Source organism: Roseobacter sp. MH60115, assembly GCF_015644665.1.
In the GTDB taxonomy this organism is placed as follows: Bacteria; Pseudomonadota; Alphaproteobacteria; order Rhodobacterales; family Rhodobacteraceae; genus Roseobacter.
This window is the reverse complement of sequence record NZ_JADOBQ010000001.1, coordinates 562,118-585,774: the sequence shown is the minus strand read 5'-3', so window position 1 is coordinate 585,774 and position 23,657 is coordinate 562,118. Positions and strand designations below refer to the sequence as shown.

At 62.1% G+C, this 23,657-nt stretch carries 19 protein-coding genes; 8 read left to right on the top strand and 11 right to left on the bottom strand.

What is annotated here, in order from left to right:
- Window positions 1-35 precede the first annotated feature (35 nt).
- The 3 genes from ISX84_RS02740 to ISX84_RS02730 all read right to left on the bottom strand — a co-directional run bounded on the left by ISX84_RS02740 (window position 36) and on the right by ISX84_RS02730 (window position 3,482).
- Window positions 36-1,289: a sarcosine oxidase subunit beta family protein gene (locus ISX84_RS02740; RefSeq protein WP_195818781.1), complete on the bottom strand. Its 1,254-nt coding sequence runs from the start codon at window positions 1,287-1,289 to the stop codon at window positions 36-38.
- Between the two features lie 97 nt (window positions 1,290-1,386).
- Window positions 1,387-1,968 carry a DUF6151 family protein gene (locus ISX84_RS02735; RefSeq protein WP_195818780.1) on the bottom strand — a complete coding sequence of 194 codons (582 nt, stop codon included), beginning with the start codon at window positions 1,966-1,968 and terminating at the stop codon, window positions 1,387-1,389.
- A 95-nt stretch (window positions 1,969-2,063) separates the two neighbouring features.
- Entirely contained in the window at window positions 2,064-3,482 is a 1,419-nt protein-coding gene (locus ISX84_RS02730; RefSeq protein WP_195819348.1) for a Glu/Leu/Phe/Val family dehydrogenase, read from the bottom strand.
- Window positions 3,483-3,828: 346 nt separating this feature from the next.
- Between ISX84_RS02730 and ISX84_RS02725 the strand changes: the two genes are divergently transcribed.
- The 3 genes from ISX84_RS02725 to ISX84_RS02715 are packed head-to-tail and all read left to right on the top strand — an operon-like array spanning window position 3,829 to window position 6,553.
- Window positions 3,829-5,403: a TadE/TadG family type IV pilus assembly protein gene (locus ISX84_RS02725; protein WP_195818779.1), complete on the top strand. Its 1,575-nt coding sequence runs from the start codon at window positions 3,829-3,831 to the stop codon at window positions 5,401-5,403.
- Window positions 5,400-5,975, top strand: a complete 576-nt coding sequence (locus tag ISX84_RS02720) for a TadE/TadG family type IV pilus assembly protein (protein WP_195818778.1) — start codon at window positions 5,400-5,402, stop codon at window positions 5,973-5,975. The genes ISX84_RS02725 and ISX84_RS02720 overlap by 4 nt, the downstream gene beginning before the upstream one ends.
- On the top strand, window positions 5,975-6,553 hold the full coding sequence (locus ISX84_RS02715) for a TadE/TadG family type IV pilus assembly protein (protein WP_195818777.1): 579 nt from the start codon (window positions 5,975-5,977) through the stop codon (window positions 6,551-6,553). Before ISX84_RS02720 ends, ISX84_RS02715 begins: the two co-directional genes overlap by 1 nt.
- Here ISX84_RS02715 and ISX84_RS02710 read toward each other — a convergent pair whose 3' ends face one another.
- A complete protein-coding gene (locus tag ISX84_RS02710; RefSeq protein WP_195818776.1) occupies window positions 6,554-7,042 on the bottom strand; it encodes a hypothetical protein in 489 nt (162 codons plus the stop codon).
- A 32-nt stretch (window positions 7,043-7,074) separates the two neighbouring features.
- On the bottom strand, window positions 7,075-8,223 hold the full coding sequence (locus ISX84_RS02705; RefSeq protein ID WP_195818775.1) for a DUF2235 domain-containing protein: 1,149 nt from the start codon (window positions 8,221-8,223) through the stop codon (window positions 7,075-7,077).
- 101 nt (window positions 8,224-8,324) lie between these two features.
- Here ISX84_RS02705 and ISX84_RS02700 point away from each other — a divergent pair, with 101 nt between their 5' ends.
- Complete coding sequence (locus ISX84_RS02700; protein WP_195818774.1) at window positions 8,325-9,053, top strand: TspO/MBR family protein; 729 nt, start codon at window positions 8,325-8,327, stop codon at window positions 9,051-9,053.
- A 22-nt stretch (window positions 9,054-9,075) separates the two neighbouring features.
- On the opposite strand, the gene der is transcribed toward ISX84_RS02700, so the two are convergent.
- Genes der through ISX84_RS02685 form a run of 3 tightly spaced genes read right to left on the bottom strand, consistent with a single transcriptional unit; the run spans window position 9,076 to window position 12,685 of the window.
- Window positions 9,076-10,554, bottom strand: coding sequence for a ribosome biogenesis GTPase Der (gene der / locus ISX84_RS02695; RefSeq protein ID WP_195818773.1), 1,479 nt, complete (start codon window positions 10,552-10,554; stop codon window positions 9,076-9,078).
- A gap of 50 nt (window positions 10,555-10,604) precedes the next feature.
- Window positions 10,605-11,954, bottom strand: coding sequence for a PQQ-like beta-propeller repeat protein (locus ISX84_RS02690; protein WP_229884044.1), 1,350 nt, complete (start codon window positions 11,952-11,954; stop codon window positions 10,605-10,607).
- Window positions 11,955-12,007: 53 nt separating this feature from the next.
- On the bottom strand, window positions 12,008-12,685 hold the full coding sequence (locus tag ISX84_RS02685) for a hypothetical protein (protein WP_195818772.1): 678 nt from the start codon (window positions 12,683-12,685) through the stop codon (window positions 12,008-12,010).
- 217 nt (window positions 12,686-12,902) lie between these two features.
- On the opposite strand from ISX84_RS02685, the gene ISX84_RS02680 reads away from it, so the two are divergent.
- From ISX84_RS02680 to ISX84_RS02670, 3 genes are all read left to right on the top strand, one after another.
- Window positions 12,903-14,171: an efflux RND transporter periplasmic adaptor subunit gene (locus ISX84_RS02680; protein ID WP_195818771.1), complete on the top strand. Its 1,269-nt coding sequence runs from the start codon at window positions 12,903-12,905 to the stop codon at window positions 14,169-14,171.
- On the top strand, window positions 14,168-17,977 hold the full coding sequence (locus tag ISX84_RS02675; protein ID WP_195818770.1) for an efflux RND transporter permease subunit: 3,810 nt from the start codon (window positions 14,168-14,170) through the stop codon (window positions 17,975-17,977). The genes ISX84_RS02680 and ISX84_RS02675 overlap by 4 nt, the downstream gene beginning before the upstream one ends.
- Before the next feature lie 79 nt (window positions 17,978-18,056).
- Window positions 18,057-18,512 carry a DUF302 domain-containing protein gene (locus tag ISX84_RS02670; protein ID WP_195818769.1) on the top strand — a complete coding sequence of 152 codons (456 nt, stop codon included), beginning with the start codon at window positions 18,057-18,059 and terminating at the stop codon, window positions 18,510-18,512.
- Window positions 18,513-18,606: 94 nt separating this feature from the next.
- On the opposite strand, the gene ISX84_RS02665 is transcribed toward ISX84_RS02670, so the two are convergent.
- Together ISX84_RS02665 and ISX84_RS02660 are read right to left on the bottom strand one after the other, a co-directional pair.
- Window positions 18,607-20,448, bottom strand: a complete 1,842-nt coding sequence (locus tag ISX84_RS02665) for an ABCB family ABC transporter ATP-binding protein/permease (RefSeq protein WP_195818768.1) — start codon at window positions 20,446-20,448, stop codon at window positions 18,607-18,609.
- A gap of 129 nt (window positions 20,449-20,577) precedes the next feature.
- Complete coding sequence (locus ISX84_RS02660; RefSeq protein ID WP_195818767.1) at window positions 20,578-22,098, bottom strand: LysM peptidoglycan-binding domain-containing protein; 1,521 nt, start codon at window positions 22,096-22,098, stop codon at window positions 20,578-20,580.
- 136 nt (window positions 22,099-22,234) lie between these two features.
- Here ISX84_RS02660 and ISX84_RS02655 point away from each other — a divergent pair, with 136 nt between their 5' ends.
- The gene (locus tag ISX84_RS02655) at window positions 22,235-22,786 is read left to right on the top strand and encodes a TIGR00730 family Rossman fold protein (RefSeq protein WP_195818766.1); all 552 of its coding nucleotides are present in this window, start codon (window positions 22,235-22,237) and stop codon (window positions 22,784-22,786) included.
- Here ISX84_RS02655 and rarD read toward each other — a convergent pair.
- Window positions 22,726-23,643 carry an EamA family transporter RarD gene (rarD, locus tag ISX84_RS02650; protein WP_195818765.1) on the bottom strand — a complete coding sequence of 306 codons (918 nt, stop codon included), beginning with the start codon at window positions 23,641-23,643 and terminating at the stop codon, window positions 22,726-22,728. The genes ISX84_RS02655 and rarD overlap by 61 nt on opposite strands.
- Between the last annotated feature and the right edge of the window lie 14 nt (window positions 23,644-23,657).

Here is a 23,657-nt window from a genome sequence, read left to right as displayed (position 1 = left end):
ATATCCCCGCCGGAGGCTCGCATCCTCTCCTCCTCTCAATGCAGATTGTGCTGAGAGCCGGTGCCCTCTTCATCAAGAATGCCCCGCCCGGTGCGGAAACGGTCCAGCCGGAAGGCGCTGGCCGTCTCGTGATGCTGCCCGGTCGCCATCAGATGCGCAAAGGCGTAGCCCGAGGCAGGCACCGCCTTGAACCCGCCGTAACACCAGCCGCAATCGATGAAAAAACCCTGCGTGTCGGTCTTGTCGATGATCGGCGACCCATCCGGCGTCATGTCCATGATCCCGCCCCAACTGCGTAAAAGCTTTGCCTTGCCGATCATCGGCATCAGCGTCATGCTCGCCTCCATCACATGTTCGGCGGTCGGCAGGTTGCCGCGACTGGCGTAGGAGGCGTAGAAATCCAGATCGCCGCCAAAGACGAGACCGCCCTTGTCAGACTGGCTGATGTAGAAATGCCCCATGCCAAAGGTCACCACATGATCGATGCAGGGCTTCAGCCCCTCGGTCACGAAGGCCTGTAGAATGTGGCTCTCAATCGGCAGGCGCATCCCCGCCATCGCCGCCACCTGACCGGAGCGGCCCGCCACCACGATCCCCACCTTCTTGGCCCGGATCGCCCCGCGTGTGGTCTGCACGCCGCGGACCGCGCCGTTCTCGATGTCGATACCCGTGACTTCACAGTTCTGCAGCAGGTCCACCCCGCGCTGATCCGCCCCGCGCGCATAGCCCCAGGCCACCGCATCATGCCGGGCTGTACCGCCGCGGGGGTGCAGCAGTCCCCCATAGATCGGAAACCGGGTGTTCTCGAAATCGAGATAGGGCAGATGTTTGCGCACGCCCTCCCGGTCCAGCAGGATCGCGTCATCCCCCTGATTAATCATCGCATTGCCGCGGCGGACAAAGGCGTCGCGCTGCCCGTCAGAGTGGAAGAGATTGATCATGCCCCGCTGCGAATGCATGACGTTGTAGTTGAGGTCTTGCTCCAGCCCCTCCCAGAGTTTCAGCGAATGGCTGTAGAACTCCGAATTGCCCGGCAGAAAGTAGTTGGCCCGCACGATGGTGGTGTTACGCCCGATGTTACCGCTGCCGATGTAGCCCTTTTCGAGCACGGCGATATTGGTCATTCCGTGGTTCTTGGCAAGGTAGTAGGCCGTGGACAGCCCATGCCCGCCGCCCCCGATGATCACCGCGTCATACTCGGCCTTGGGCGCGGGGTCGCGCCAATGCGGTGTCCAGCCCTTGTTCCCGGTAAGGCCTTCCTTCAGAACGCGCAGGCCTGAAAATTTCACGTCCGCTCTCCATGCTTTTCAGCAAACCCTAACAGCAGTCCTGCGCGCTGTCCGCGACCAAATCCGACCAATCATGTCGCGGAGAGACCGGCGGTGCTCACTCCGCGTAGGCGACGGCCTTTTCGTCCTTGCTGATGATCCGGGGGGTGGCGACCGGTGCGCCGGCGGCATCGAAAAACGGGCTCTGCCGTGCGGTGCCGTTGAGATAGGCCGCCAGCGCGCGTTTCGCGAGCCCGCCCATCATGCGCCCAAGCCCCTTGTCCTTGCGCGGCCCGCCGGGAAGGGCGGCCTTGGTGAACCCGTAGGTGACCACGGGCCCAAAAGCACGCGTCGTCTCGAACAGCGGGCTCCACATGCCCGCCAGCGGCATGCGCGAGGAACCCACCGTATTGGCCAGCGGCGTGTTACAGCAGGCCGCATACCAGCGGTGCAGCCCCTTGGGCGAGAGCCGCAGACAGGCGATCTGGTCTGCGCCCTGCGTGATCTCTATGCGCGCGGGCAGCACCTGCACCAGCGGGCTGCCGCCGCCGGGCTCCAGCGCCTCCATCTGACCCATATGCCGCGCAAAGGCCCGGCAATCCTTGCAAAAACAGATCAGGTGGCACGCTTTTGCGGGCGACGCGTCATGCACAATTCCCTTCAGCGTGCCACAGGAACAAGAAAAAGCGACGTCCGTCATACCTACACCCACCCAGATCGTTCACGTATCCGGCGGCCTGCCGTGGCGGTCGCCGGAACCATGTCGGGGTGGACATTACGCAGAGTCGATCCGGCTCACAAGCCTTTCGCGCGATAGCTTGCGGCAACCTTGTCGATGGCCACCAGATAGGCTGCCGTGCGCAGGTCGTGCACGTCATCCCGGCCATGCCAGACGTCGGCCATAGACTGATAGGCGATGCGCATCGTGTCATCGAGGCCAGAGCGCACAAGTTCCAACTCACCCGCGCCGCGCAGGTACTTCTCTTTGAAATCCGGGCTCAACTCCCAGTTCAATTCCTTGTCCCGCGACAGGCGCTCCAGCTCGTTGATGATCAGCTGGTGGCGCGATTCCTCCTGCCTGCGGCCCATGCGGCCAAAGCGGATGTGGCTGAGGTTCTTGACCCACTCGAAATAGCTGACAGTCACACCCCCGGCGTTGGCATACATGTCCGGGATCATCACCACGCCGCGTTCCCGCAGAACCTGATCGGCCCCGGCAGTGACCGGACCATTCGCGGCCTCGATGATCAGCGGTGCCTTGATCCGGTCCGCATTCTGCAGGTTGATCACCCCCTCCAGCGCCGCGGGGATCAGAATATCGCAGTCTTCCTCCAACACGGTTGCGCCATCCTTGACGTGGTGCATGTCCGAATAGCCTGCGATGCCGCCGTGTTTGGCGATCCATTCGCGCACCCTGTCAACGTCCAGCCCTTCGGGATTAAACAAGGCGCCGTCCCGTTCGATGATGCCGATGATGGTACTGCCATCCTCATCCCGCAGAAACTTGGCGGCGTGGTAGCCCACGTTGCCAAGGCCCTGAACAATCACTCGCTTGCCATCCAGATCGCCACTCATCCCGGCTTTCTTCACCCCTTCCTCGTCGCGGAAGAACGCCCGCAAAGCGTATTGCACGCCACGCCCCGTGGCTTCGACCCGCCCCGCGATCCCGCCCGCATTGGGCGGCTTGCCGGTGACACAGGCGTTGCCGTTGATGTCGGTGGTATGCATGCGTTTGTACTGATCCGCGATCCAGGCCATCTCGCGTTCGCCGGTACCCATGTCGGGCGCAGGGACGTTCTGCGATGGGTTGATCAGATCGCGCTTGATCAGCTCATAGGCAAAGCGGCGGGTGATCTGTTCCAGCTCATGTTCATCCCACTCCCTCGGGTCGACACAGAGCCCACCCTTGGAGCCTCCAAACGGCGCCTCGACCAGCGCGCATTTATAGGTCATCAGCGCGGCCAGCGCCTCAACCTCGTCCTGATCGACGCCCATGGAGTAGCGGATCCCCCCCTTGACCGGCTCCATATGCTCCGAATGCACCGACCGGTAGCCAGTGAACGTATGTATCTTGCCCCGCAGCCTGACACCGAAACGCACTGTATAGGTGGCGTTACAGACCCTGATCTTTTCCTCCAGCCCGGGCGAGAGATCCATCAGGCCAACGGCCCGGTTGAACATCTGGTCAACGCTGTCTCTGAAGCCCGGTTCCATGCTGTGCTTGTTCAATGTCTTTCTCCTGCTGGTCGCCACTGTTCTGCGTTGGGTGACAATCGCACCCTATGATGGTGAGTCGTTCAACGCCAGTTTTTTGGGCGGTTTATGAAGAACACGTAAATTGTCGTCCCGGGGAACCGCGTCCCGGAATCCGAAACAGTTCGCATGTAGCGGCATCACCGTTTCTCAAAACCCATATAACAAGCTGATTTCAAGATAAAATTTTAGTCTTTTTTGGGGGTGCAACTTGGTTCCGCCCGCTTTTCGCCACAAAAGCCGAGCATATAGGAAGACCAGTTTTGAATGCCCCATGGGCTGTCTGATGCAAAAAGTTGGTACTCGTATGACACGCATTTCGCCGGAGAACCCCGAAGAGCCTGCTCTGCGTCGGCAAAGGATTTCGGACTTTGCCCGCAACGAGGACGGGGTCATCACGATCTTTACCATTTTCATCATGCTGATGATGCTGATGGTCGCGGGGATCGGGGTCGACCTGATGCAGAACGAAATGCGCCGCACGGCACTGCAGAACACCATTGACCGGGCCGTGCTCGCCGCCGCCGACCTCGACCAGACACGCCCGCCCACCGACGTGGTGGAAGACTATTTTGACAAGACCGGTCTGCGTGAATTTCTGACGGATGTGCGTCCCAACCAGGGCTTGAACTACCGCAACGTGACAGCCGAGGCTTTCATGCGCACCAACACCCAGTTCATGGGACTGCTTGGGGTCGACACATTACCGGTGCCTGCGTTCAGCCAGGCTGTTGAGGAAGTGCCGAACGTGGAAATCTCTCTCGTGCTCGACATCTCCGGCTCCATGCGGTTTTCGAACCGCATGAAAAACCTGCGTCCCGCTGCCAAGGATTTCATCGATATCGTTCTGATGGGGCCTGCGGCGAACACGACGTCGATCAACCTGATCCCCTATGCCGGGCAGACCAACCCCGGTCCCTTCATGTTCTCGCGCCTGGGCGGAAACCGCTACGATGTTGTGGCCATGGACGAAAGTGATGGCGGCGTCGACGAACGTGTCAACAACACGCAGCTGCCCGCGAGCGAAACAGCCGGTACCGGCACCGATTCCAGTGCCAGATATGTTTACCCCAACGTGTCTTCCTGCCTTGAAATCGACAACAGCGATTTCCAGGATGCGCGCCTGCCCTCCGATGGGTATTATGAGCAGACAGCGCATTTCATGAATTGGCGGATCGCCTCCGAGATCGTGCGCGATGCAGACGGCAATCCGGTGCTTTTTGACGAAAATGACGAGCCGGTAGAAAGCGGCGGAACGACCCGGCTCGTGATGGACTGGGGCTGGTGCCCGCAGGATAAAACATCCATCATCTACGCGTCCAATAATGCGACGGTTCTGAAAAACCGCATCGACTCCATGCGCATGCATGACGGCACCGGCACCCACTATGCCATGAAGTGGGCGCTTGCCCTGCTGAACCCGGATTCGCAGCCCGATTTTGCCCAGATGGCGCTGCCTGCCAACAACCTTGTGCCGCCACAGTTCAGCAACCGCCCGATGGCCTATGACGATAACGAAACGGTAAAATACATCGTACTGATGACAGACGGGCAGATCACCGAACAGGTGCGTCCGAAGGACACGATGCATGTGTTGAACCCTGAAGTGCATCTCGGGGACCGGTCGTCGGACCGTAAGTCAACCACGTCGCAATCGACAAATGTGTCAAGTTTCAAAAAGCAATGCGACCTGGCCAAGGAGGCTTCCCGCAACGTCGTGATCTACACGATCGCCTTTGAGGCCCCGGGCACGCCAGAAACCCAGATGAAGTATTGTGCGTCCAGCGACAGCCACTTCTTCCGGGCAACCGGGAAAGAAGAGATCGCCGCGGCCTTTTCCACCATTGCCCGCCAGATCAACGAACTGAGGCTGACCCAATGATCCGCCGCATCTCCTCTTGCCTGAAACGGTTTCGCAAGGACGAAGAAGGGCATATGATCATCGAATTCGCGATCATCGTGCCTGCCATCTTCAGCATGTTTCTCGCCTCCGTCGAATTCGGCATCTATTCGATGCGCCAGATGTTTCTGGATCGCGGACTGGACCTGACCGTACGGGCCATCCGGCTCAACACCGGCATCGACCTTGATGGCGATGGTATCGTTGACTTCGATCACGACACCGTCAAACAGATGATCTGTGACAACGCGGGTTTTCTGAACACAGGCCCACAGAACAACTGCGACCGCACTCTGCGTTTGGAAATGCAACCGGTCGACCCGTACAACTACGTCGGTCTATCCGCCACCATCGATTGCGTCGACGTCTCCGAACCCGTCAACCCGCCGCGCGGCTTTACCAACGGTGTGGAACACCAGCTGATGATCATGCGGGCCTGCGTGAAGTTCGACCCGGTCTTTCCAACCACCGGACTTGGGTTCGCCTTTTCCAAGGACGGCGCGGGCAAGGCCATGATGGTTTCCATGTCCGCCTTCGTGCAGGAGCCAATCTGATGCGCCTTCCTGTCCTCGCCCGTGCCCGGCATGCCCTTACTGGATTTTTCAGACGGGAAGACGGCAATATTGCCCTCGAAGCCGTGATCATCACGCCGATCCTCTTCTGGGCCTATATGGCGCTTTTCGTGATCTTTGACGCCTACCGGCAGCACAGCATCAACCAGAAAGCCGCCTATACCATTGGCGATATGGTTTCCCGCGAGGACCGCGCCCTGAGTGGTGCCTATATGACCGGGACACGCAGCCTCTTCGATAGCCTTGCGCGATCAGCTACCCCTTCGACCGTTCGGATCACTTCCGTGTGGTACGATGCTGCAAACAACCGCTACGTCTGTGACTGGTCAGAATCCATCGGTACCGTGGGTGATGCAACCCTGGCGCAGGTGGAGAACTGGAACACGATTCTGCCCATCATGCCGAATTTCGAACGGATCACCGTGGTTGAAACCTGGACGCGATATGTAGCGCCTTTCAACGTAGGCATCGGTGATCACGACATCCACAACTTCATCTTTACCCGGCCCCGGCGGGCGCCCGCGATCACCTGGGAAGACAACAGCGCTGCCTGTACGTGATCAGTCGGCCTCGCGCTCGGCCAGCATGACAGCGATGATTTCAGCCATGTATTTGGTCTGACGTCCGGGTGTCATGCCGCCCACGCCCACACGGCGACCGACGCGCCACCAGAGCCCGGGGCGCCAGTTGCGCGGACCGGTGCTTTTCAGCCTCAGCAGAAACCCGTTGGAGGGTTTGAAGGCAAAGGCGCCGCGGTCGATCCCGGTGATCTCCGCCACGTCGGCGATGACAACGCCGCCGCTGTCGCGCAGCTCGGTCCGGGTGAGTTCCAGCACATGGGCCGTGGATCGGCGCATGGCGTCCGCCACCAAGAGGGCCGTGATGCCGAGGGCCACCAGGAATATCTGCCAGCCAAAGCTCGGCGGTGAGGCGATGGCCACGTAGATCACCAACACCCCGAGGACGCTCAGAAGACCGATGCCGAGGAAACGGCGTCCTGCCGAGGCCTTTACGGTGGCGAGCACATCGGTGTCGGAATCGTCTTGCATGGTCGGCACCTCTTCGGCTGGGGTCCCGCCTCCTACCGTGCCGGGCGGGCTCCGTCCAGACGTGACAGCGCGGGCATCAGACGGCGGAGGCTGCCGGGGCGATAGGTGGGTCTGCTGGCCAGCCGCAGGCGCACACTGTCATCCAGATCACAAACACGCGCAGGTCCGGCACGCCAGCCCAAGAGGCGCGGGAACACTCGGTAGATCCAGCGCATGTCATCCAGCTCATCGCTGGGCGCGGCAGGGTCCGGCCTGACCTGCGGAAGTGCCAGCCCCGGTTTGAGCTGCAGGCCCTGCTGGGCGGCCCCCTCCCAGATCCACGCAAGCGTGATATCGGTCAGTGCCCGCGTCTGTGCGGAGCCGCCGACAATGCTGTGGGTGCCGACGAACCAGACCTGCTGATAGGGCCGCTCGGCGCTCTGATCTTGTGCATTCAGGCCTGGCTCTTCTCCACGCGGTTCAAGATTATCCCAAAGGCTTGGCTCAAAGAGCACGCGTTGTTCGTCCAGCGCCACCGCATGGCGGGCAGATTCCACAAGATGCGACAGGGTGGTGTCATGAAACTTGTAGCGCGCATTCCACCATCCGGCGATGCGCCCAAAGATGCTTTCCGGAATGCCCAGAGCGCCAACCGTGTCCCAGACCCCCAGATAGGCGATCCGCACAAGGCAGCTGTCATCCCCGCGGTCCATCACATCCGCCTGGCTGGTGGCAAACTTCGGCGACAAGCGGCGCCGCGCGGCGCGGATATGCGGCATGTCGGGCGTGTTCCGGGCGCCTCTCTTGCGATAGAGACGGAACGCCCGGCGCAGGTTGGCGGGTGTGGGGTCGGCCAGTATGCCGCATTTGCGGATCATGCCCGCCAGCGAGCGCGCCGTGTAGGCCCCGCGCGAAAACCCGAAAATCAGGATCTTGTCACCCGGACGGTAGCATCTGCAAAGCTCCAGATAGGCCGATTTGATGTTGCGGTTGAGGCCCCAGCCAAAGAGCCCACCGCCCATCTTGCTGATCCAGCGCCCCAGATCGCTGATCATGCCGGTGCCCGTGCCCACGCCTTCGAAATACATCACCTTTTGCCCCGCACTCCGGCGGCAGGCGGTCGAGAGGCGCAGGACATGTGTCGCCGCGCTGTTTTGTGCCGAATTCCACGTACCATCACAGAAGATCGCGATATGTGCCATTTGCCATTCCCCTTTTGCGCCCTAGAGATGACAGAAGGGTCATCGCAGGCGCTTAACCGGGCGTACGCTGCGTTCACCAAGGCGCTGTCAAAGGAACAAACATGGCATCCAAATTCACGGCATATCTGGCTTTTCTCCTGGCGGTTGCCTTTGCGGCATCGCCGTTTCTGGTGTCGGATTTCTCCGGGTTCGATCCCGAGCAGTTCCCGGTGCCGCAGGAGGATCCGCCCGTGCAGCCTGCGGGGTATGCGTTCTCGATCTGGGGGGCGATCTACCTGTGGTTGATCGCGGGGATGGGGTTCGGGGCCCTGCGCCGCGCCGATGCGGCGGATTGGCAGCCCATGCGGGCCCCTTTGTGTGTGTCGCTGGGGTTTGGGGCAATATGGCTGGCGGTTGCGGTGCGCAGCCCGGTCTGGGCCTCGATCCTGATCTGGGCGATGCTGATCAGCGCGCTGGTGGCTCTTTACCGCGCGCCCGCGCGCGACCGTCTCTGGGCGGCCTATCCGTTGGGTCTTTATGCGGGCTGGTTGAGCGGGGCCAGTTGCGTGTCTCTGGGGCTTTTGGCGGCGGGGTATGGCTGGATGGACGGGCCGACGGCAGCCCTGCTCTTTGTCTTTGTGGCGTTGGTCCTGGCCTCTGCCATTCAAACCACGCTGCGCCGGACGCCGACCTATGGTCTGGCGGCGATCTGGGCGCTTGTCGCCATCGTTGTACAGAACATGTCGGGGGATCAGATGGTGGCCGCGATGGCGGGTGGCGGCGCGGGCGCGCTGCTGGTGCCCGTCTTCAAGGCCTGGCGCGCAGAACGCGCCGGAGGCAAGGTGGCCTGAAAGCCCACCCTACCTGCCGGGATCAATCCTTGCGCCGCCCCTCAGTGTGTTTGCGCAGCTTGGACGGTGCGGCTTTCTTGCGTCCCTTGTAGGGGTTGGCTTCGTTTTGCCCGCGCATCCAGAGCCGGATCGGCGTGCCCGGCATGTCGAAATCCAGACGCAACCCATTGACCAGGTAGCGGCTGTAGCTTTCGGGCACCTTATCGGGGTGGCTGCACATCACCACGAAGCCCGGCGGCCGTGTCTTGGCCTGTGTCATGTAGCGCAGCTTGATGCGTTTGCCCTGTGGCGCGGGGGGCGGGTGCGCCTCCACCATACCGGCCAACCAGCGGTTCAGATGTGCCGTGCTGACCCGGCGGTTCCAGACCTCATAGGCGCGCATGATCGCCGCCTGCAGCCGGTCGAGCCCCCGTCCCGTCTTGGCCGAGACCGTGATCAGCGGGGCGCCGCGCAGTTGCGGCAGGAGCCGTTCGAAGCTTTCCTTCAGCTCCTTGAGCTTGGCCTGTCGATTTTCCTCGATGTCCCATTTGTTGACGGCAATGACCACGGCCCGTCCCTCGCGCTCGGCCAGATCGGCGATGCGCAGATCCTGTTGCTCAAAGGGAATTTCCGCATCCAACAGCACCACGACCACCTCGGCGAATTTGACCGCGCGCAACCCGTCGCCGACCGACAGCTTTTCAAGCTTTTCCTGCACCTTGGCTTTCTTGCGCATGCCCGCGGTGTCAAAGATGCGCATCGGCACCGCCTGACCCTCCGGCCCGGCCCAGTCGATGCGCAGCGAGATTGCGTCGCGGGTGATCCCCGCCTCGGGGCCCGTCAACAGGCGGTCCTCGCCCAGGATTTGGTTGATCAGCGTCGATTTCCCGGCATTTGGCCGTCCGACCACCGCCACCTGTAAGGGCTTTTTGGCCGTCGGCATCGGGATCGCCGCCTCCATGTCGCCGTCCTCTTCGTCCAGTGTGACGTCGATGTCGGGGGCGTCTTCCTCGGCGCGCTCGGCAAACTGATCCGCCAGGGGCATGAGATGGGTGTAGAGATCATTAAGCCCTTCGCCATGTTCGGCAGAAAGGCGAATGGGCTCCCCCAAACCCAGCGAATAGGCCTCGATCACACCGGCATCCGCCGCAGACCCTTCCGCCTTATTGGCCGCCAGAATGACATGCGCGGATCTTTTGCGCAGAATATCGGCAAAGACCAGATCGGACGGGGTGATCCCCACGCGCGCGTCCACCATGAAGAGACAGATATCGGCCATGTCCACGGCGCGTTCGGTCAGGCGACGCATGCGGCCCTGCAGGCTGTCGTCAGTGACCTCTTCCAGCCCCGCGGTATCGATCACGGTAAAGCGCAGATCGGCCAGTCGCGCAGCCCCCTCGCGCAAATCACGCGTCACACCCGGCTGGTCATCGACCAGCGCCAGCCGCTTGCCCACCAGCCGGTTGAACAGCGTTGATTTGCCCACGTTGGGCCGCCCCACGATGGCGAGGGTAAAGGACATGACAAAGGCTCCGAGAACCGGGTAAAAAAGCGCTTTACCCTAGATAGACGTCAACGGAAAGCGTGCAGTTGGCCATTTGTGGAGACAACATAGAGCACGCCCCCTGCCACCACCGGCGCAGAGGTTGCCCCGCCAGGAATTTCGACCGTGGTGACGAGCCCGCCGCTTTGAGGATCAAAACTGCGCAGCAGCCCGTCGTTGGAGGCCACGTGGATACGCCCACCCGCCAGCAGGGGGCCGTGATGCGCAAAGATTTCCGCACGCCGTTTGGGGCGATCCTTCACGAAGTGCGGCATCTGCGTGCCCCAGATCCGCGTGCCGTCAGAGGCATCGATGCGCAGAAGCTCTCCCAGTTCCGAGATCGCGAAGATACTGTCGCCCGCCGGCACGACCGGGCCGACGGCCCCTTCGCGCGCCGTCCACTCGCGGGCGCCGGAATCGACGTTCAGGGCGACAATCCGGCCCGATTGGTTACCGATAAAGACCCTGTTGCCGGAAATCACCGGGGCGCCGGTGACATCCCCCACGGCGCCAAGCGCGCGCGCGAACCGCTGCCCCAGCGCAGAGGCGTCCCAGCGGCGTAATCCACCCCGGCGGAAAACAGCCTGAATTTCGCCCGACCCGAAGGCAAAGATCGCCAGATCATCGGACAACGCAGGCGCCGGGGCGCCCAGCACGTTGTTCACATCCGGCGAGGCGTTCAGCTGCCACTCGATGCGGCCGTCCTCGGCGCGCAGGGCCCAGCCGGTGTCATCGCCCGATGTCACATAGACCAAATCACCAAAGGCTGTCGGCTGGCCGGAACCGGTCCCTTCGAGGTTTTGGCGCCAGATTTCATTCCCAGTTATCGCGTCCAGCGCCACCAGCGCGCCATAGCCCAAGGACACGTAAAGACGGCCGTCCTTATAGGCCATGCCCCCCCCGGTCGCCGCGCCGGCATCATCCCGGTAGGGGGTGATGTCCTGCTGCCAGACGGTTTCACCACCGGTCGACGTCGCGGTCACCAGCGCCTTGGCGTCGAGGGTGAAAATCAGCCCCCCCCCCACAACCGGATCCGCCGTGATCCGATGACGGCGGCTGTCACCAGCGCCGATGTTGGCCGTCCAGATGCGTTGCGGTGCGGTGCTGAGCGCCGGATGGGCGACCCGGAAAGACGGGGACCCGATGCCTTGGGTCCATTCCGTGTTGGATTGAACTGTGGGCAGGGAAATCGGGCGCGGCGCGTCCTCGGTCTCTGCGGCGATTGCGACGGTTTCGCCATCCTGCAACACCGAGCGGATGCTTTCGCGCTTCCCGGGCAGAATGACGTCCGGTTCGGAGCAGGCGACCAGAAATGTCGCCGCCGCCAACAGCACAAAGGTCGCGCGCCCTTGCCCAGAGGATTTAAGAAAGTGCATCATACCCTGCTCGCTTCACCCATTACGTCACCCCAAACCCATGCCCTACCTGCGGGTCAATTGCCCGAGATCGGCAGGTTGTCCAGATCCGGAGAGCCTCCCAGAGCCACAATCACCTGTAAGGCGCGCTGTTGCAAGTCCGAGGTCACGGCAGCATCCTGCAGAATGTCCTGATACCGACCGATGGCCGCGTCGGTCTGTCCCTCGGCCACGTCGATCAGCGCCAGCTGTTCAACCGCCAGCAGACGCAGGGGGGACCCCGGGGCGGCAAGCGCCTCAAACTGCTGACGCCGGGTTGCGGCATCCAGCGTATCCGCCTGCAAGGTCAGCGCCTTGAACCCGGCAATCTGGCGGTAGATTTGATCCACATCCGGATTGACGGCCACGGCGTTCAGCTCTGTCACCGCTTTTTCGATATCGCCTGCCTGTTGGGCCGCAGAGGCTGTGAGCATCGCGACAAGCGCCTGTGCGGTCGGATTCTCAGAAGACAGGCCCGTCAGCGCCTCAAGACGCGCATCGGGCGCATCCGTGCTCAGCGCCGCCAGCATGCCATCGCCGAGCGCCTCCGCCTCGGCGCGCGCCGCGGCCTTGCGATACTCCGACCAGGCCGCCCCGCCGACGATCAGCACCACGACAAGCGCGCCGATCCAGCCATAGCGCTTGAGCAGCGCAAACAGACGGTCGCGGCGGACCTCGTCATTGACCTCGTCGATAAAACTATCCGTGTCGCTCATGATCACCTGCTGGCAAGAAATTCCGCCTCTCTTAACGCGGTCCTCAGCCCAAGCCAAGACCCGGCATCAGCGCGCGCCAAACCTCCCATTGCCATAGCTTGCAGAAATTACTAATCTGAACTGGTCAGTTTAGCGTAACTGTCGTATTGAGCACGCGCCACGTGACGGCAATTTCTGGCCGGGCGCGGTTCTGACAGTCCAGTGCGAGGCGATCGACATGCGTATTTTTTCACTTCTTGCAGCCCTTGTGGTTTCAGCGATCCTGGCGTTGTTCATTATTGATCGGCCACGCCTTTTCAACATGCTGGGTATGGGCGACGACGCCGCGGAAACGGCGGAATCGGCGGAAACAGACGCCGCCGCTGACGCAGAAACCAGCCTGGTGAAGGTTGTCGTCCTGCGGTCCACGGCCCGTCAAATCGACACGGCCGTGTCCCTGCGCGGCCAAACCGAGGCTGCCCGCACCGTTAACGTGCGTGCCGAAACCTCCGCAACCGTGGTGTCGGAGCCTCTGCGCAAGGGAACGCGTGTCGAGGCAGGCCAGCCGATGTGCCGTCTGGATGTCGGCACGCGGGGCACGGCGCTGGCGCAGGCAGAGGCCGAACTTGACGAAGCCCGTTCGCGCGTGCCGGAGGCGCAGGCACGCCTGACCCAGTCGAAAGCCCAGCTTGAAGAGGCCAAGATCAACCTCAACGCCTCGGCCAAGCTGAGCCAGGGTGGTTTTGCCTCAACAACCCGTGTAGCCAATACCGAAGCGGCGCTCGCCACGGCTGAAGCCGGTGTCGAGAGCGCACGTGCCGGTCTGCGCGGGGCGCAATCCGGCATTCAGAGCGCGCAGGCCAGCGTTGCCACGGCGGAAAAGGAGATCGAACGGCTGATCATCCGCGCGCCTTTCGCGGGGCTTCTGGAAAGCGACACGGCAGAGCTTGGCTCCCTGCTGCAACCGGGATCGCTTTGCGCCACGATCATCCAGCTTGACCCGATCAAGCTCGTTGCCTTCGTTCCGGAAACCGAAGTGGCGCGGGTCACCCCCGGCGCCATGGCCACGGCCCGTCTGGTCACCGGAAGCGGCGCGATCACCGGCGGCACTGAGGCCCGCAGCAAGGAAGTGCGCGGTCAGGTGACCTTTCTGTCCAGTTCTGCCGATGAAACCACCCGGACCTTCCGCGTCGAGATCGAAGTGCCCAACGCCGACGGCAAAATCCGTGACGGCCAGACGGCGGAAATCCTCGTTTCCGCCGAGGGCGCGGTGGCGCATCTGCTGCCGCAATCGGCCCTGACCCTGAACGATGAGGGCACGTTGGGTGTCCGCACGATTGATGCCGATGCCATCGTGGAATTTCACCCCATCGCCCTGATGCGCGACACGCCGGAAGGCGTTTGGCTGACCGGGCTGGAGGAGACGGCGGATGTGATCGTGCTGGGTCAGGAATTCGTTATCGCGGGCGTGCAGGTGGCGCCAACCTATCGGGAGCTTAGCCAATGACAGGTATCGTCGATTGGGCCGCAGGCCGGGCGCGGATGGTGCTTGCCTTCATCCTGCTCAGCCTTGTGGTGGGCGGCTATTCCTACACGACCCTGCCCAAAGAGGGCGAACCGGACATTGAAATCCCCGCCCTTTTTGTCTCCGTGCCCTTCCCCGGCATTTCCGCAGCCGACAGTGAAACGCTGCTCGTCAAGCCGATGGAAACCGAACTGGCGGATCTTGACGGGTTGAAGTCGATGTCGGCCACGGCGGCGGAAAGCTACGCTGGCGTCGCGCTGGAGTTCGAATTCGGTTGGGACAAGACCAAGATCCTCGCCGATGTCCGCGACGCCATGGGCAAGGCCGAAGCCGATTTCCCCGATGGCGCGGAACAGTACACGATCAACGAGATCAATTTCTCCGAGTTCCCGATCATCATCGTCAATCTGACCGGTCCCGTGCCGGAACGTACCATGATCCGCGTGGCCAAGGACCTGCAGGATGACCTCGAAGCGGTCGATGCGGTTCTCGAAGCCGGGATCGCCGGCAGCCGCGACGAGATGCTCGAAGTGCTGATCGATCCGCTGCGTCTGGAGGCCTACAACGTCACTGCGGGCGAGCTGATCAACACCGTGCGCAACAACAACCAGCTGATTGCCGCTGGCGAAGTCGACAGCGCACAGGGCACGTTTTCGGTGAAAATCCCGTCGTCCTTTGATGAGCCGCGCGATGTCTACAATCTGCCGGTCAAGACCAACGGCGACCGTGTGGTGACGTTGGGCGATCTTGCAGAAATCAATCCGACCTTCGAGGACCGCACCGGCACGGCCCGCTTCAACGGGGAAAACTCCGTGGCGCTGCAGGTGGTCAAACGCAAGGGTTTCAACCTGATCGATACCGCCGAGATCGTGAAAGACATGGTCGAGGAAAAGAGCGCGGGCTGGCCTGAAGGTCTACGGGCGGCAGTCGAGGTAGGCACGTCAAACGACCAGTCGCGGATCGTGAATGCGATGGTGCAACAGCTTCTGGGCTCCGTCTTCACCGCCATTGCGCTGGTGATGATCGTGGTCCTTGCCGCTCTGGGCATCCGCGCGGCGCTGTTGGTGGGTTTTGCGATCCCCACCTCCTTCCTGCTTTGTTTTGCCTTTCTGGCGCTCATGGGCATTTCCATCTCGAACATCGTGATGTTCGGGCTGATTCTCGCCGTGGGCATGCTGGTGGATGGCGCCATCGTGGTGGTTGAATACGCCGACAAGCGCCAGCAGGAAGGCGTGGGCCCGATGCAGGCCTATGTGGACGCCGCCAAGCGCATGTTCTGGCCGATCATCTCCTCCACGGCGACCACCCTTTGCGCCTTCCTGCCGATGCTCTTCTGGCCGGGCGTGCCCGGCGAATTCATGGGCATGCTGCCGGTCACCCTGATCTTCGTGCTCTCGGCCTCGCTGGTCGTGGCGCTGATCTACCTGCCCGTGATGGGCGGGGTTACGGGCCGTCTGGAGCGTTGGATGTCCGACTACATGACGGCGATTGCCGGGCTGCGCTGGTATCTGCACCTGGCGCTTTTCCCGATCGCAATCGGCATGATGGTCGTCGCCAGCTTCATGGGTCCGATCTTCGGGCTGATCGGCACGCAATTCGCGGCAATGAACAGCCTGCAGATCGTCTCCTCGGTGATCCCGACGCTGCTGGTTGTCTTCTTTCTTATTCTCGCAGCGGCAGCCTGTCTCTTTATCGCGCTCGGAGGGTTTCTGCTGGCCCTCGTCTCAGTCTTTGCGCTGCTCACACGTCTGGGCCGGTTCGGCCGCTGGCTGGTCAGCAAGTTTTTCCGCCGGGAGCCTGACCAGATCAATTCAGGTTATCAGCGGTCGTTCTTTGGGTATTTCATCCAAGGCATCGCCGGTAATCCGGTCATGCCTCTGGTCATGGCAGGCATCGTGTTCATCTTTGTCGGCTCCGTCCTGATGTTCTTTACAAACAACAACAAAGGCGTCGAGTTCTTCGTGGAATCCGAGCCCGAACAGGGCATTGTCTATGTGCTCGCCCGCGGCAACCTGTCGCTGGAAGAGAAAGACAGGCTGGTGCGCGAGGCCGAAGACATCGTTCTGGCGCACCCGGGTATCAGCAATGCCTTCTCCTTCGCCGGAGAGGGCGGATTGAACACCGATACCTCCGGCGGCGCGCGCCCCAAGGACCTGATCGGGCAGGTGCAGTTCGAGACCATCCCCTGGGAGGATCGCGCAGGCCGTCCTGATCTGGACGGCAACATCGTCATTGCCGAACTGACAGAGAAACTCTCGGCGCTGCCGGGCATCAAGACCGAAGTGCTGGAAGTGGCAGATGGCCCGGCCTCGGGCAAGCCTGTGCACCTGCGCCTCAAGGCTGATGACTTCGTGACCCTGACCGAAGCTGCTGCCATCGCGCGCACGCAATTCGAACGCACCCCGGGGTTGACCCTGATCGAAGACACCCGCCCCCTGCCCGGCATCGACTGGCAGATCGATGTGGACGTGGAAAAGGCAGGACGCTACGGCGCGGATGTGGCCACGGTGGGCGCGATGGTGCAGCTGGTGACACGCGGGCTGATGCTCGACACCATGCGCGTGGACAGCTCGGACGAAGAGATCGACATCCGGGTACGCCTGCCGGAGAGCGACCGCGTGCTGTCGACCCTCGACACGCTGAAAGTCCGCACGACGGATGGGTTGATCCCGCTGTCGAATTTCATCACACGCACACCGGTGCCGAAGCTGGCCGAGATCAACCGGATCGATCAGAAACGCTATTTCGATGTGAAAGCGGATGTGGGCACGGGTCTCGTCAAGCTGGTGGAAACCCGTCGGGAGAACGGCGTTGATGTGGATGAGACACTGGCTGTCCTGCGCCCTGCCGGTGCGGATGCCGATATCACCGCAGCGGACCAGACGGCCTATAAAATCACGGATCGCATGGCGCCTGCGGATCGCGATCTGCAGGCCGGGATCGATGCCGGAAACCTCCGTTTCATACCGGTGAATGCCAATGAGCGTATTGGCGTGCTGAGCGCATGGCTGGAGAGCAATCCTCTGCCCGAGGGTATCACCTTTGAATGGACCGGAGATCAGGAAGAACAGGCGGAAAGCCAGGCTTTCCTGCAGTCCGCCTTTGCCGCGGCGCTGGGGCTGATGTTCATCATCCTGCTGGCGCAGTTCAACAGCTTTTACAATGCGGTGCTGGTGCTGCTCGCGGTGGTGCTGTCCACCACCGGCGTGCTGATCGGGATGCTGGTGATGGATCAGACCTTTTCGATCATCATGACCGGCACGGGCATCGTGGCGCTGGCCGGCATTGTGGTGAACAACAACATCATCCTGATCGATACCTATCAGGAATATAGCCAGTACATGCCGCGGATCGAGGCGATCATCCGCACCGCGCAGGCGCGCATCCGGCCCGTGCTGCTGACCACAATCACCACCATGGCAGGCCTCGCACCGATGATGATTGGTCTCAGCCTGAACTTTGCAGAGGGTGGCTATACGTTCAACAGCCCCACGGCCCTGTGGTGGAAGCAACTGGCCACGGCCGTGGTGTTCGGGTTGGGGATCGCAACCGTTCTGACGCTGATCGTGACCCCGTCGATGCTGGCCATCCGGGTCTGGGCCACGACCTACGTGCAGTGGCTTGCGACCCTGCTGGCCAAGATGTCCATGGGCCGCGCCAGCCGCGTCGCGCGAGATTGGGCGCTTCAGAAGGATGCCCGCCGCGTGGTGTCTGGAGAGATCCTCTGGGACGAGGAAGCGCTGTCACCGGCACCCGACCCCGCCGCCACGCTGAAAGCCGCTGAATAGCGGCCTTCACGCGGGCGTGACGGGACATCCGGGCGATCCATGCTAGGGTTACATCATCGTATTCAAACAAGGAAGTCCGATGATCCGATCCCTCTTTTTCGCCAGCCTTCTGGGCCTCAACATCACCGCCACAGCAGGAGCCGCCGATATGATCGAAAAGACCAGCCCCCATTCGGTTGCAGAAACCATTGACCGGCTGGAGGCTGCGGTGGAAGCCGCAGGGGCCACTGTCTTTGCGCGGGTCGATCACGCGGCAGGGGCCGCGAAAGTGGAGATGGACCTGCGCCCGACGCAGATGCTGATGTTCGGCAATCCCAAGCTCGGCACACCGGCGATGCTGGATGGGCAGACCGCAGGTCTGGACCTGCCGCTGCGTGTTCTGGCCTATGCCGACAATGAAGGTGTGGTGCGCGTGGTCTATCACGATCCGGCGGATTTCGCGGGTGCCCATGGGCTGCCTGCGGACGCCAAATACGTGCAGATGATGACCGGAGCCCTGGACAAGCTCACCTCAAAAGCGGTCGCGACAGAATGATTGCAAGGGTGGCCTGAAAGCCCACCCTACCTGCAGGCAGCATCGGGTGTGGCCAACAGGTAGGGTGGGCTTCAGGCCACCTTTGGCGGAAGGGTCAGGCCGCCTCGTCAGATTGCTGACGCGCCCAGAGTTGTGCGTAGCGACCGCCCTTTTCAAGCAGGTCCTCATGTCGCCCCTGTTCGACGACCTCACCCTGTTCCAGAACGATGATTTTATCCGCTTCGGCAATGGTCGACAGCCGGTGCGCGATGGTCAGCACAGTGCGCCCCCGCCCCGCCTGCATCAGCGCTTCCTTGATGTCCTGTTCCGTCTCGGAATCAAGCGCCGATGTCGCCTCGTCCAGCAACAGGATCGGGGGATCCTTCAGCAACGTCCGCGCGATCCCCACCCGCTGCTTCTCCCCGCCCGAGAGTTTCAGCCCCCTTTCCCCAACGGTCGTTTCATAACCGTCCGGCAGGCGCTCGATGAAGTCGTGGATCTGTGCCGCTCTCGCCGCCTCTTCTATGTCCGCCTGCGTTGCCCCATCGCGTCCGTACCCGATGTTGTAGCGGATGGTATCGTTGAACAGCACCGTATCCTGCGGCACAACGCCGATGGCCGCGTGCAGGCTTTCCTGCGTGACCTGGCGCACATCCTGACCGTCGATACGCAGAGCACCGCCACCCACATCGTAAAAGCGGAACAGCAGCCGGCCGATGGTTGATTTCCCCGAACCTGTGGACCCGACAATGGCGACCATCTCACCAGGCTCCGCAGTGACGCTGACCCCCTTCAGGATTGCCCGCTCGGCATCGTATCCAAACCGCACGGCGTCAAGCTCCACACGCCCGCCCGTCACTTCCAGCGGCTTGGCATCGGGCGCGTCCGTCACCTCCGCAGGCTGTTCAAGCAAATCGAACATCTCGCCCATATCCACCAGCGCCTGCCGGATCTCGCGGTAGACCGTGCCGAGGAAATTCAGAGGGATGGTGATCTGGACCATATAGGCATTTACCATCACGAAATCACCCACCGTAAGGGAGCCGTTCTGCACCCCGATCGCGGCCATCACCATCACCCCGATCAACCCGCCCGTGATCAAGAAAGACTGGCCGAAGTTCAGGAAGGCCAGACTATAGTTCGTCTTGATCGCCGCCTTTTCGTATTTCTCCATGGCGCTGTCATAGCGCTGCGCCTCTCGGGCCTCGGCGCCGAAATACTTGACGGTTTCGAAGTTCAGCAGACTGTCGATGGCCTTTTGGTTGGCATCGGTGTCCTGATCGTTCATCTCCCGGCGCAGCTTCACCCGCCATTCAGTCACGGCGAAGGTGAACCAGACATAAAGCGCAATCGTACCCGCAACGACCAGCAGGTACCAAAAGTCAAACACCACGGCGAGGATGATCCCCACCAGCACCAGTTCCAGCATCAGCGGACCGATGGAAAAGAGCAGAAAGCGCAGCAGGAAATCGACCCCCTTCACACCGCGCTCGATGATCCGGCTGAGCCCGCCGGTCTTGCGGGTGATGTGATACCGCATGGAGAGCTTGTGGATGTGATTGAAGGTCTCCAGCGCCAGCATCCGCAAGGCGCGTTGGCCCACCCGTGCAAAGACCGCATCGCGCAACTGCTGGAAACCGACAGTCATCAGCCGTGCCACGCCGTAAGCCACCGTCAGACCAACCGCGCCAAGGGCCAGCATGGGCACACCTTCCTCGGCCAGCGCGTCCACAGCGCCCTTGTAGAAAAACGGTGTGGTCACGGAAATCAGCTTGGAAAACAGCAAAAGCGCCATCGCGCCCAGCACCCGGTGCCTTACCCAGGCGGGATCCTCCGGCCAGAGGTAGGGTGCGACCTTGCGAATGGTGCGCAAGCCCGATTGCCGTTCTTCGATTTCGGTCTTTTGTGCATCCGTCGCGGTATCCGCGTCCGGGCTCGTTGTTGTATCGGCTGGCATGAAGTGTCCCGCTTGCGTTCAAAGGCTTAGGTAAGGCACTCACCCGGCCTTTGCCAGTCAAAGAGAGGAATTCATCGACCCGCAGGCCACATTTGCGCAGGTGGCATGATCCGGTGCCGACCGGACCGGTTACGGGACTGGCAGATCGAATACTTGCCCGGGATAGATCAGATCAGGGTCGCGAATGTCCCGGCGGTTGGCCTCAAAGACCCGCACGTAGAGCAGCCCTTCGCCATACCTGTCACGGGCGATGGCCCAGAGCGTATCACCCGTCTGGACGGTCACCGCGCGGACCGGCCCCTCCTGCCCCGCCGATGCCTCCGCCAGAACGGCCGGTGCCTCTCGCTTGAACGGCGTCTCAAGGCGGCTTGTCACGTCACCCGCCTCATTCACCTCATCCACACGCAGCTGGTAGATGCCCGCGTCGACATCCGGAACATCACCCCGCCAGACCCCTTTCTCGTCAACCGGCAAGCCACCAACAAACCGGTTGTTGAGATAGACACGCACCTCGGATGTGCCCGCAGCTGCGCGCCCCGAGAGCTGCACATCACCTGCATCCGAATATCCAATGGTGTCGATGGCGATGGAGGACAGCACCTGGGGCTGGGATTGCAGCAACTCGACCCCCTCCTCGGTGGATTTGAGCACTGTAATGGATTGCGAGGGGGGTGCGGGCGCTGCCTCATCGGTTTCGGCCTTGGCAATCGGCGCTGGCGACGGTTGAGCAGGCGTATCCACCGCCGCAGTTTCAACATCCGGCTGGGGGGGCGCGCGGGCTCCGTCCGAAGAGGCACCCTCGGCTGTTTGAGGTTCTGCAACCGGGGAGGTCTGAGAGGTATCCGGTGACAGCACCGCAGTCTCCTCGCTGCGCGGTGCCTCTGCCGGATCAGCACTCTCTGCAAGGGCGGTGGTCGCTGCGGGTCTGGGGGCCTCTGTGGCCACGTCTGCTGTCACCACGGCGTCTCTCTCTGCAGCACCAGGCGCCGGAAGCGCGTTTGTCGTGGCAGCTTCTGTTGCTGTATTGGTGGACCGGTCTGTTTCTACCGGCGCAGCATCCGCCGTAACCACGTCTTGCTGCGTTGATGAACTGGTTTCCGCTTCAGGGTCGGGCGATGGATCCGCCTGCGCCGTCTGCGTGGGAACCGGCGCTAGGATCACCTCTTCTGCCGACGCCACGGAGGTGCCCTCGCTCTCTGCCTGCAGGGTGAGCACACGGGCCTCATCGCTTGGGTCAACCAAGGCGACGGCGGCAAACGCGCCGCCCGCATCTGCGGTCACCGTTGCCACCTGCCTGCCATCCACCAGCACAGACACCTGCGCGCCGGGCTCCGCGCGCCCTGCGATCACGGTCAGACCATCGCCTTCCAGACGCACCTCATCAATGCTGGGGGCCACCGGCGGTTCAGCCGCAGGGGTCTCCTCCACCGTCCCGTCGGGGGTTGCCACCGCCACGGCGGCGGGCTCGGACCCGTCCGGCTCAGGCACCGACGCATCCTCAGCCACGATGGTCGCCAGGTCTTCTTCGTCGGGCGCTGTATCCGGGCCAAAGCCGAGGTAGGCACCGGCTGCAATCACCGCGACGATCACGATGCCAGCCGCCATCATCCCTGTGCCACCTGCTTTGGTGTCAGCCCCCTCTTCGCGCATAATATTCTCTTCTTCCCGAATGCTCGCCGTCCCGAGCAGTGGGACAGACGTTGAGCCTACATATCAACTGCTCTATCACCGGTCAAAACCCCGGCGATCACATTTGCCATTAATTTCAACGGTAAGGGATACTCTCATGCGCCTGAAATCTGTCTGCGTCTACTGCGGTTCACGCCCGGGCGCCGATCCCGCTTACCTGGCTGACGCAACCGCCCTTGGCAACGTCCTTGCGGCGGAAGGATGGCGATTGGTCTATGGCGCAGGCGATGTGGGGCTGATGGGGGCGGTCGCGCGGGCGGCCCAGCAGGCGGGCGGAGAGACATTCGGCGTGATCCCGCAGCACCTTGTCGCCTGGGAGGTCGGCAAGACCGACCTGACCTCCTACGTGGTGACCGAGACGATGCACGAGCGCAAGAAAGTGATGTTCATGAACTGCGACGCGGTCGTGGTCCTGCCCGGTGGCGCGGGGTCGTTGGATGAGCTGTTCGAAGTCCTGACATGGCGCCAGTTGGGCCTGCATAAAAAACCGGTTTTCCTTGTGAATACAAACGGCTACTGGGACCCTCTGCTGGCGCTGCTACAGCATGTCACCGGTCAGGGATTCGCTGATGAGAGCTTGCACGGCTACTATGAAACCGTGCCGGATGCGGCGGCGGCGCGGGACGCCTTGCGCCGCGCCTTGTCCTGACCGTAGGCCGTGGCGGAATAGAGCGCCAGCGCGCTCCAGATCAACACAAATGCCGCGATGTGCCACGGGCCGAAAGGCTCTGAGAAAACGAAAACCGCGCAGGCGAATTGCAGCGTCGGGTTGATGTACTGCAGCAGGCCGACAGAGGTCATTGTCAGCCTGCGCGCCGCATAGGAAAACAGGATCAGGGGCAGCGCCGTGATCGGCCCTGCAAAAATCAGCAGCGCCATCGTTTGCGGATCGCCCCCAAAAACCGCGCCGCCATTGTGATAGGTTTGCAACAAAACGATCAGCGCAACCGGGCTGAGCAACAGGATTTCCCCGGTGACGGAGACCACAGGCCCGGTGTTCTGCTGCTTTTTGATCAGCCCGTAAAAGCCGAAGGTGATGGCCAGCGTCAGCGCAATCCACGGTATGGTGCCAAGACCAACCGTCAGGATCGAGACCGCCAGGGTCGCCAGGGCGACCGCGCCCCATTGCAGGCTGCTCAGCCTCTCGCCAAACACCAGACGCCCGATCACGACGGCCACCAGCGGGTATATGTAGTATCCCAGCGACGTCTGCGTGGTATTGCCGTTCTGAACCGACCAGATGAAGAGCGACCAGTTCGCCGCGATCATCAGCGAGGCAATGACCACCAGTGTAAAGCTGCGCCCCGTGTTCATCGAGCGGGCAATCTCGCGCAACCGTCTCTGCAAAGCCAGCACTGCGGCAAAGAGAACCAGTGACCAGAGCATCCGGTGCGACAGAACCTCAACCGCCGGGATATGCGACAGGAGCTTGTAGTACATGGGAGAAAGCCCCCAGATACCGCAGGCCCCGATCATCGCCAGCACGCCTTTGGTTTGCTCGTTCATGCGACCCTGCCCTT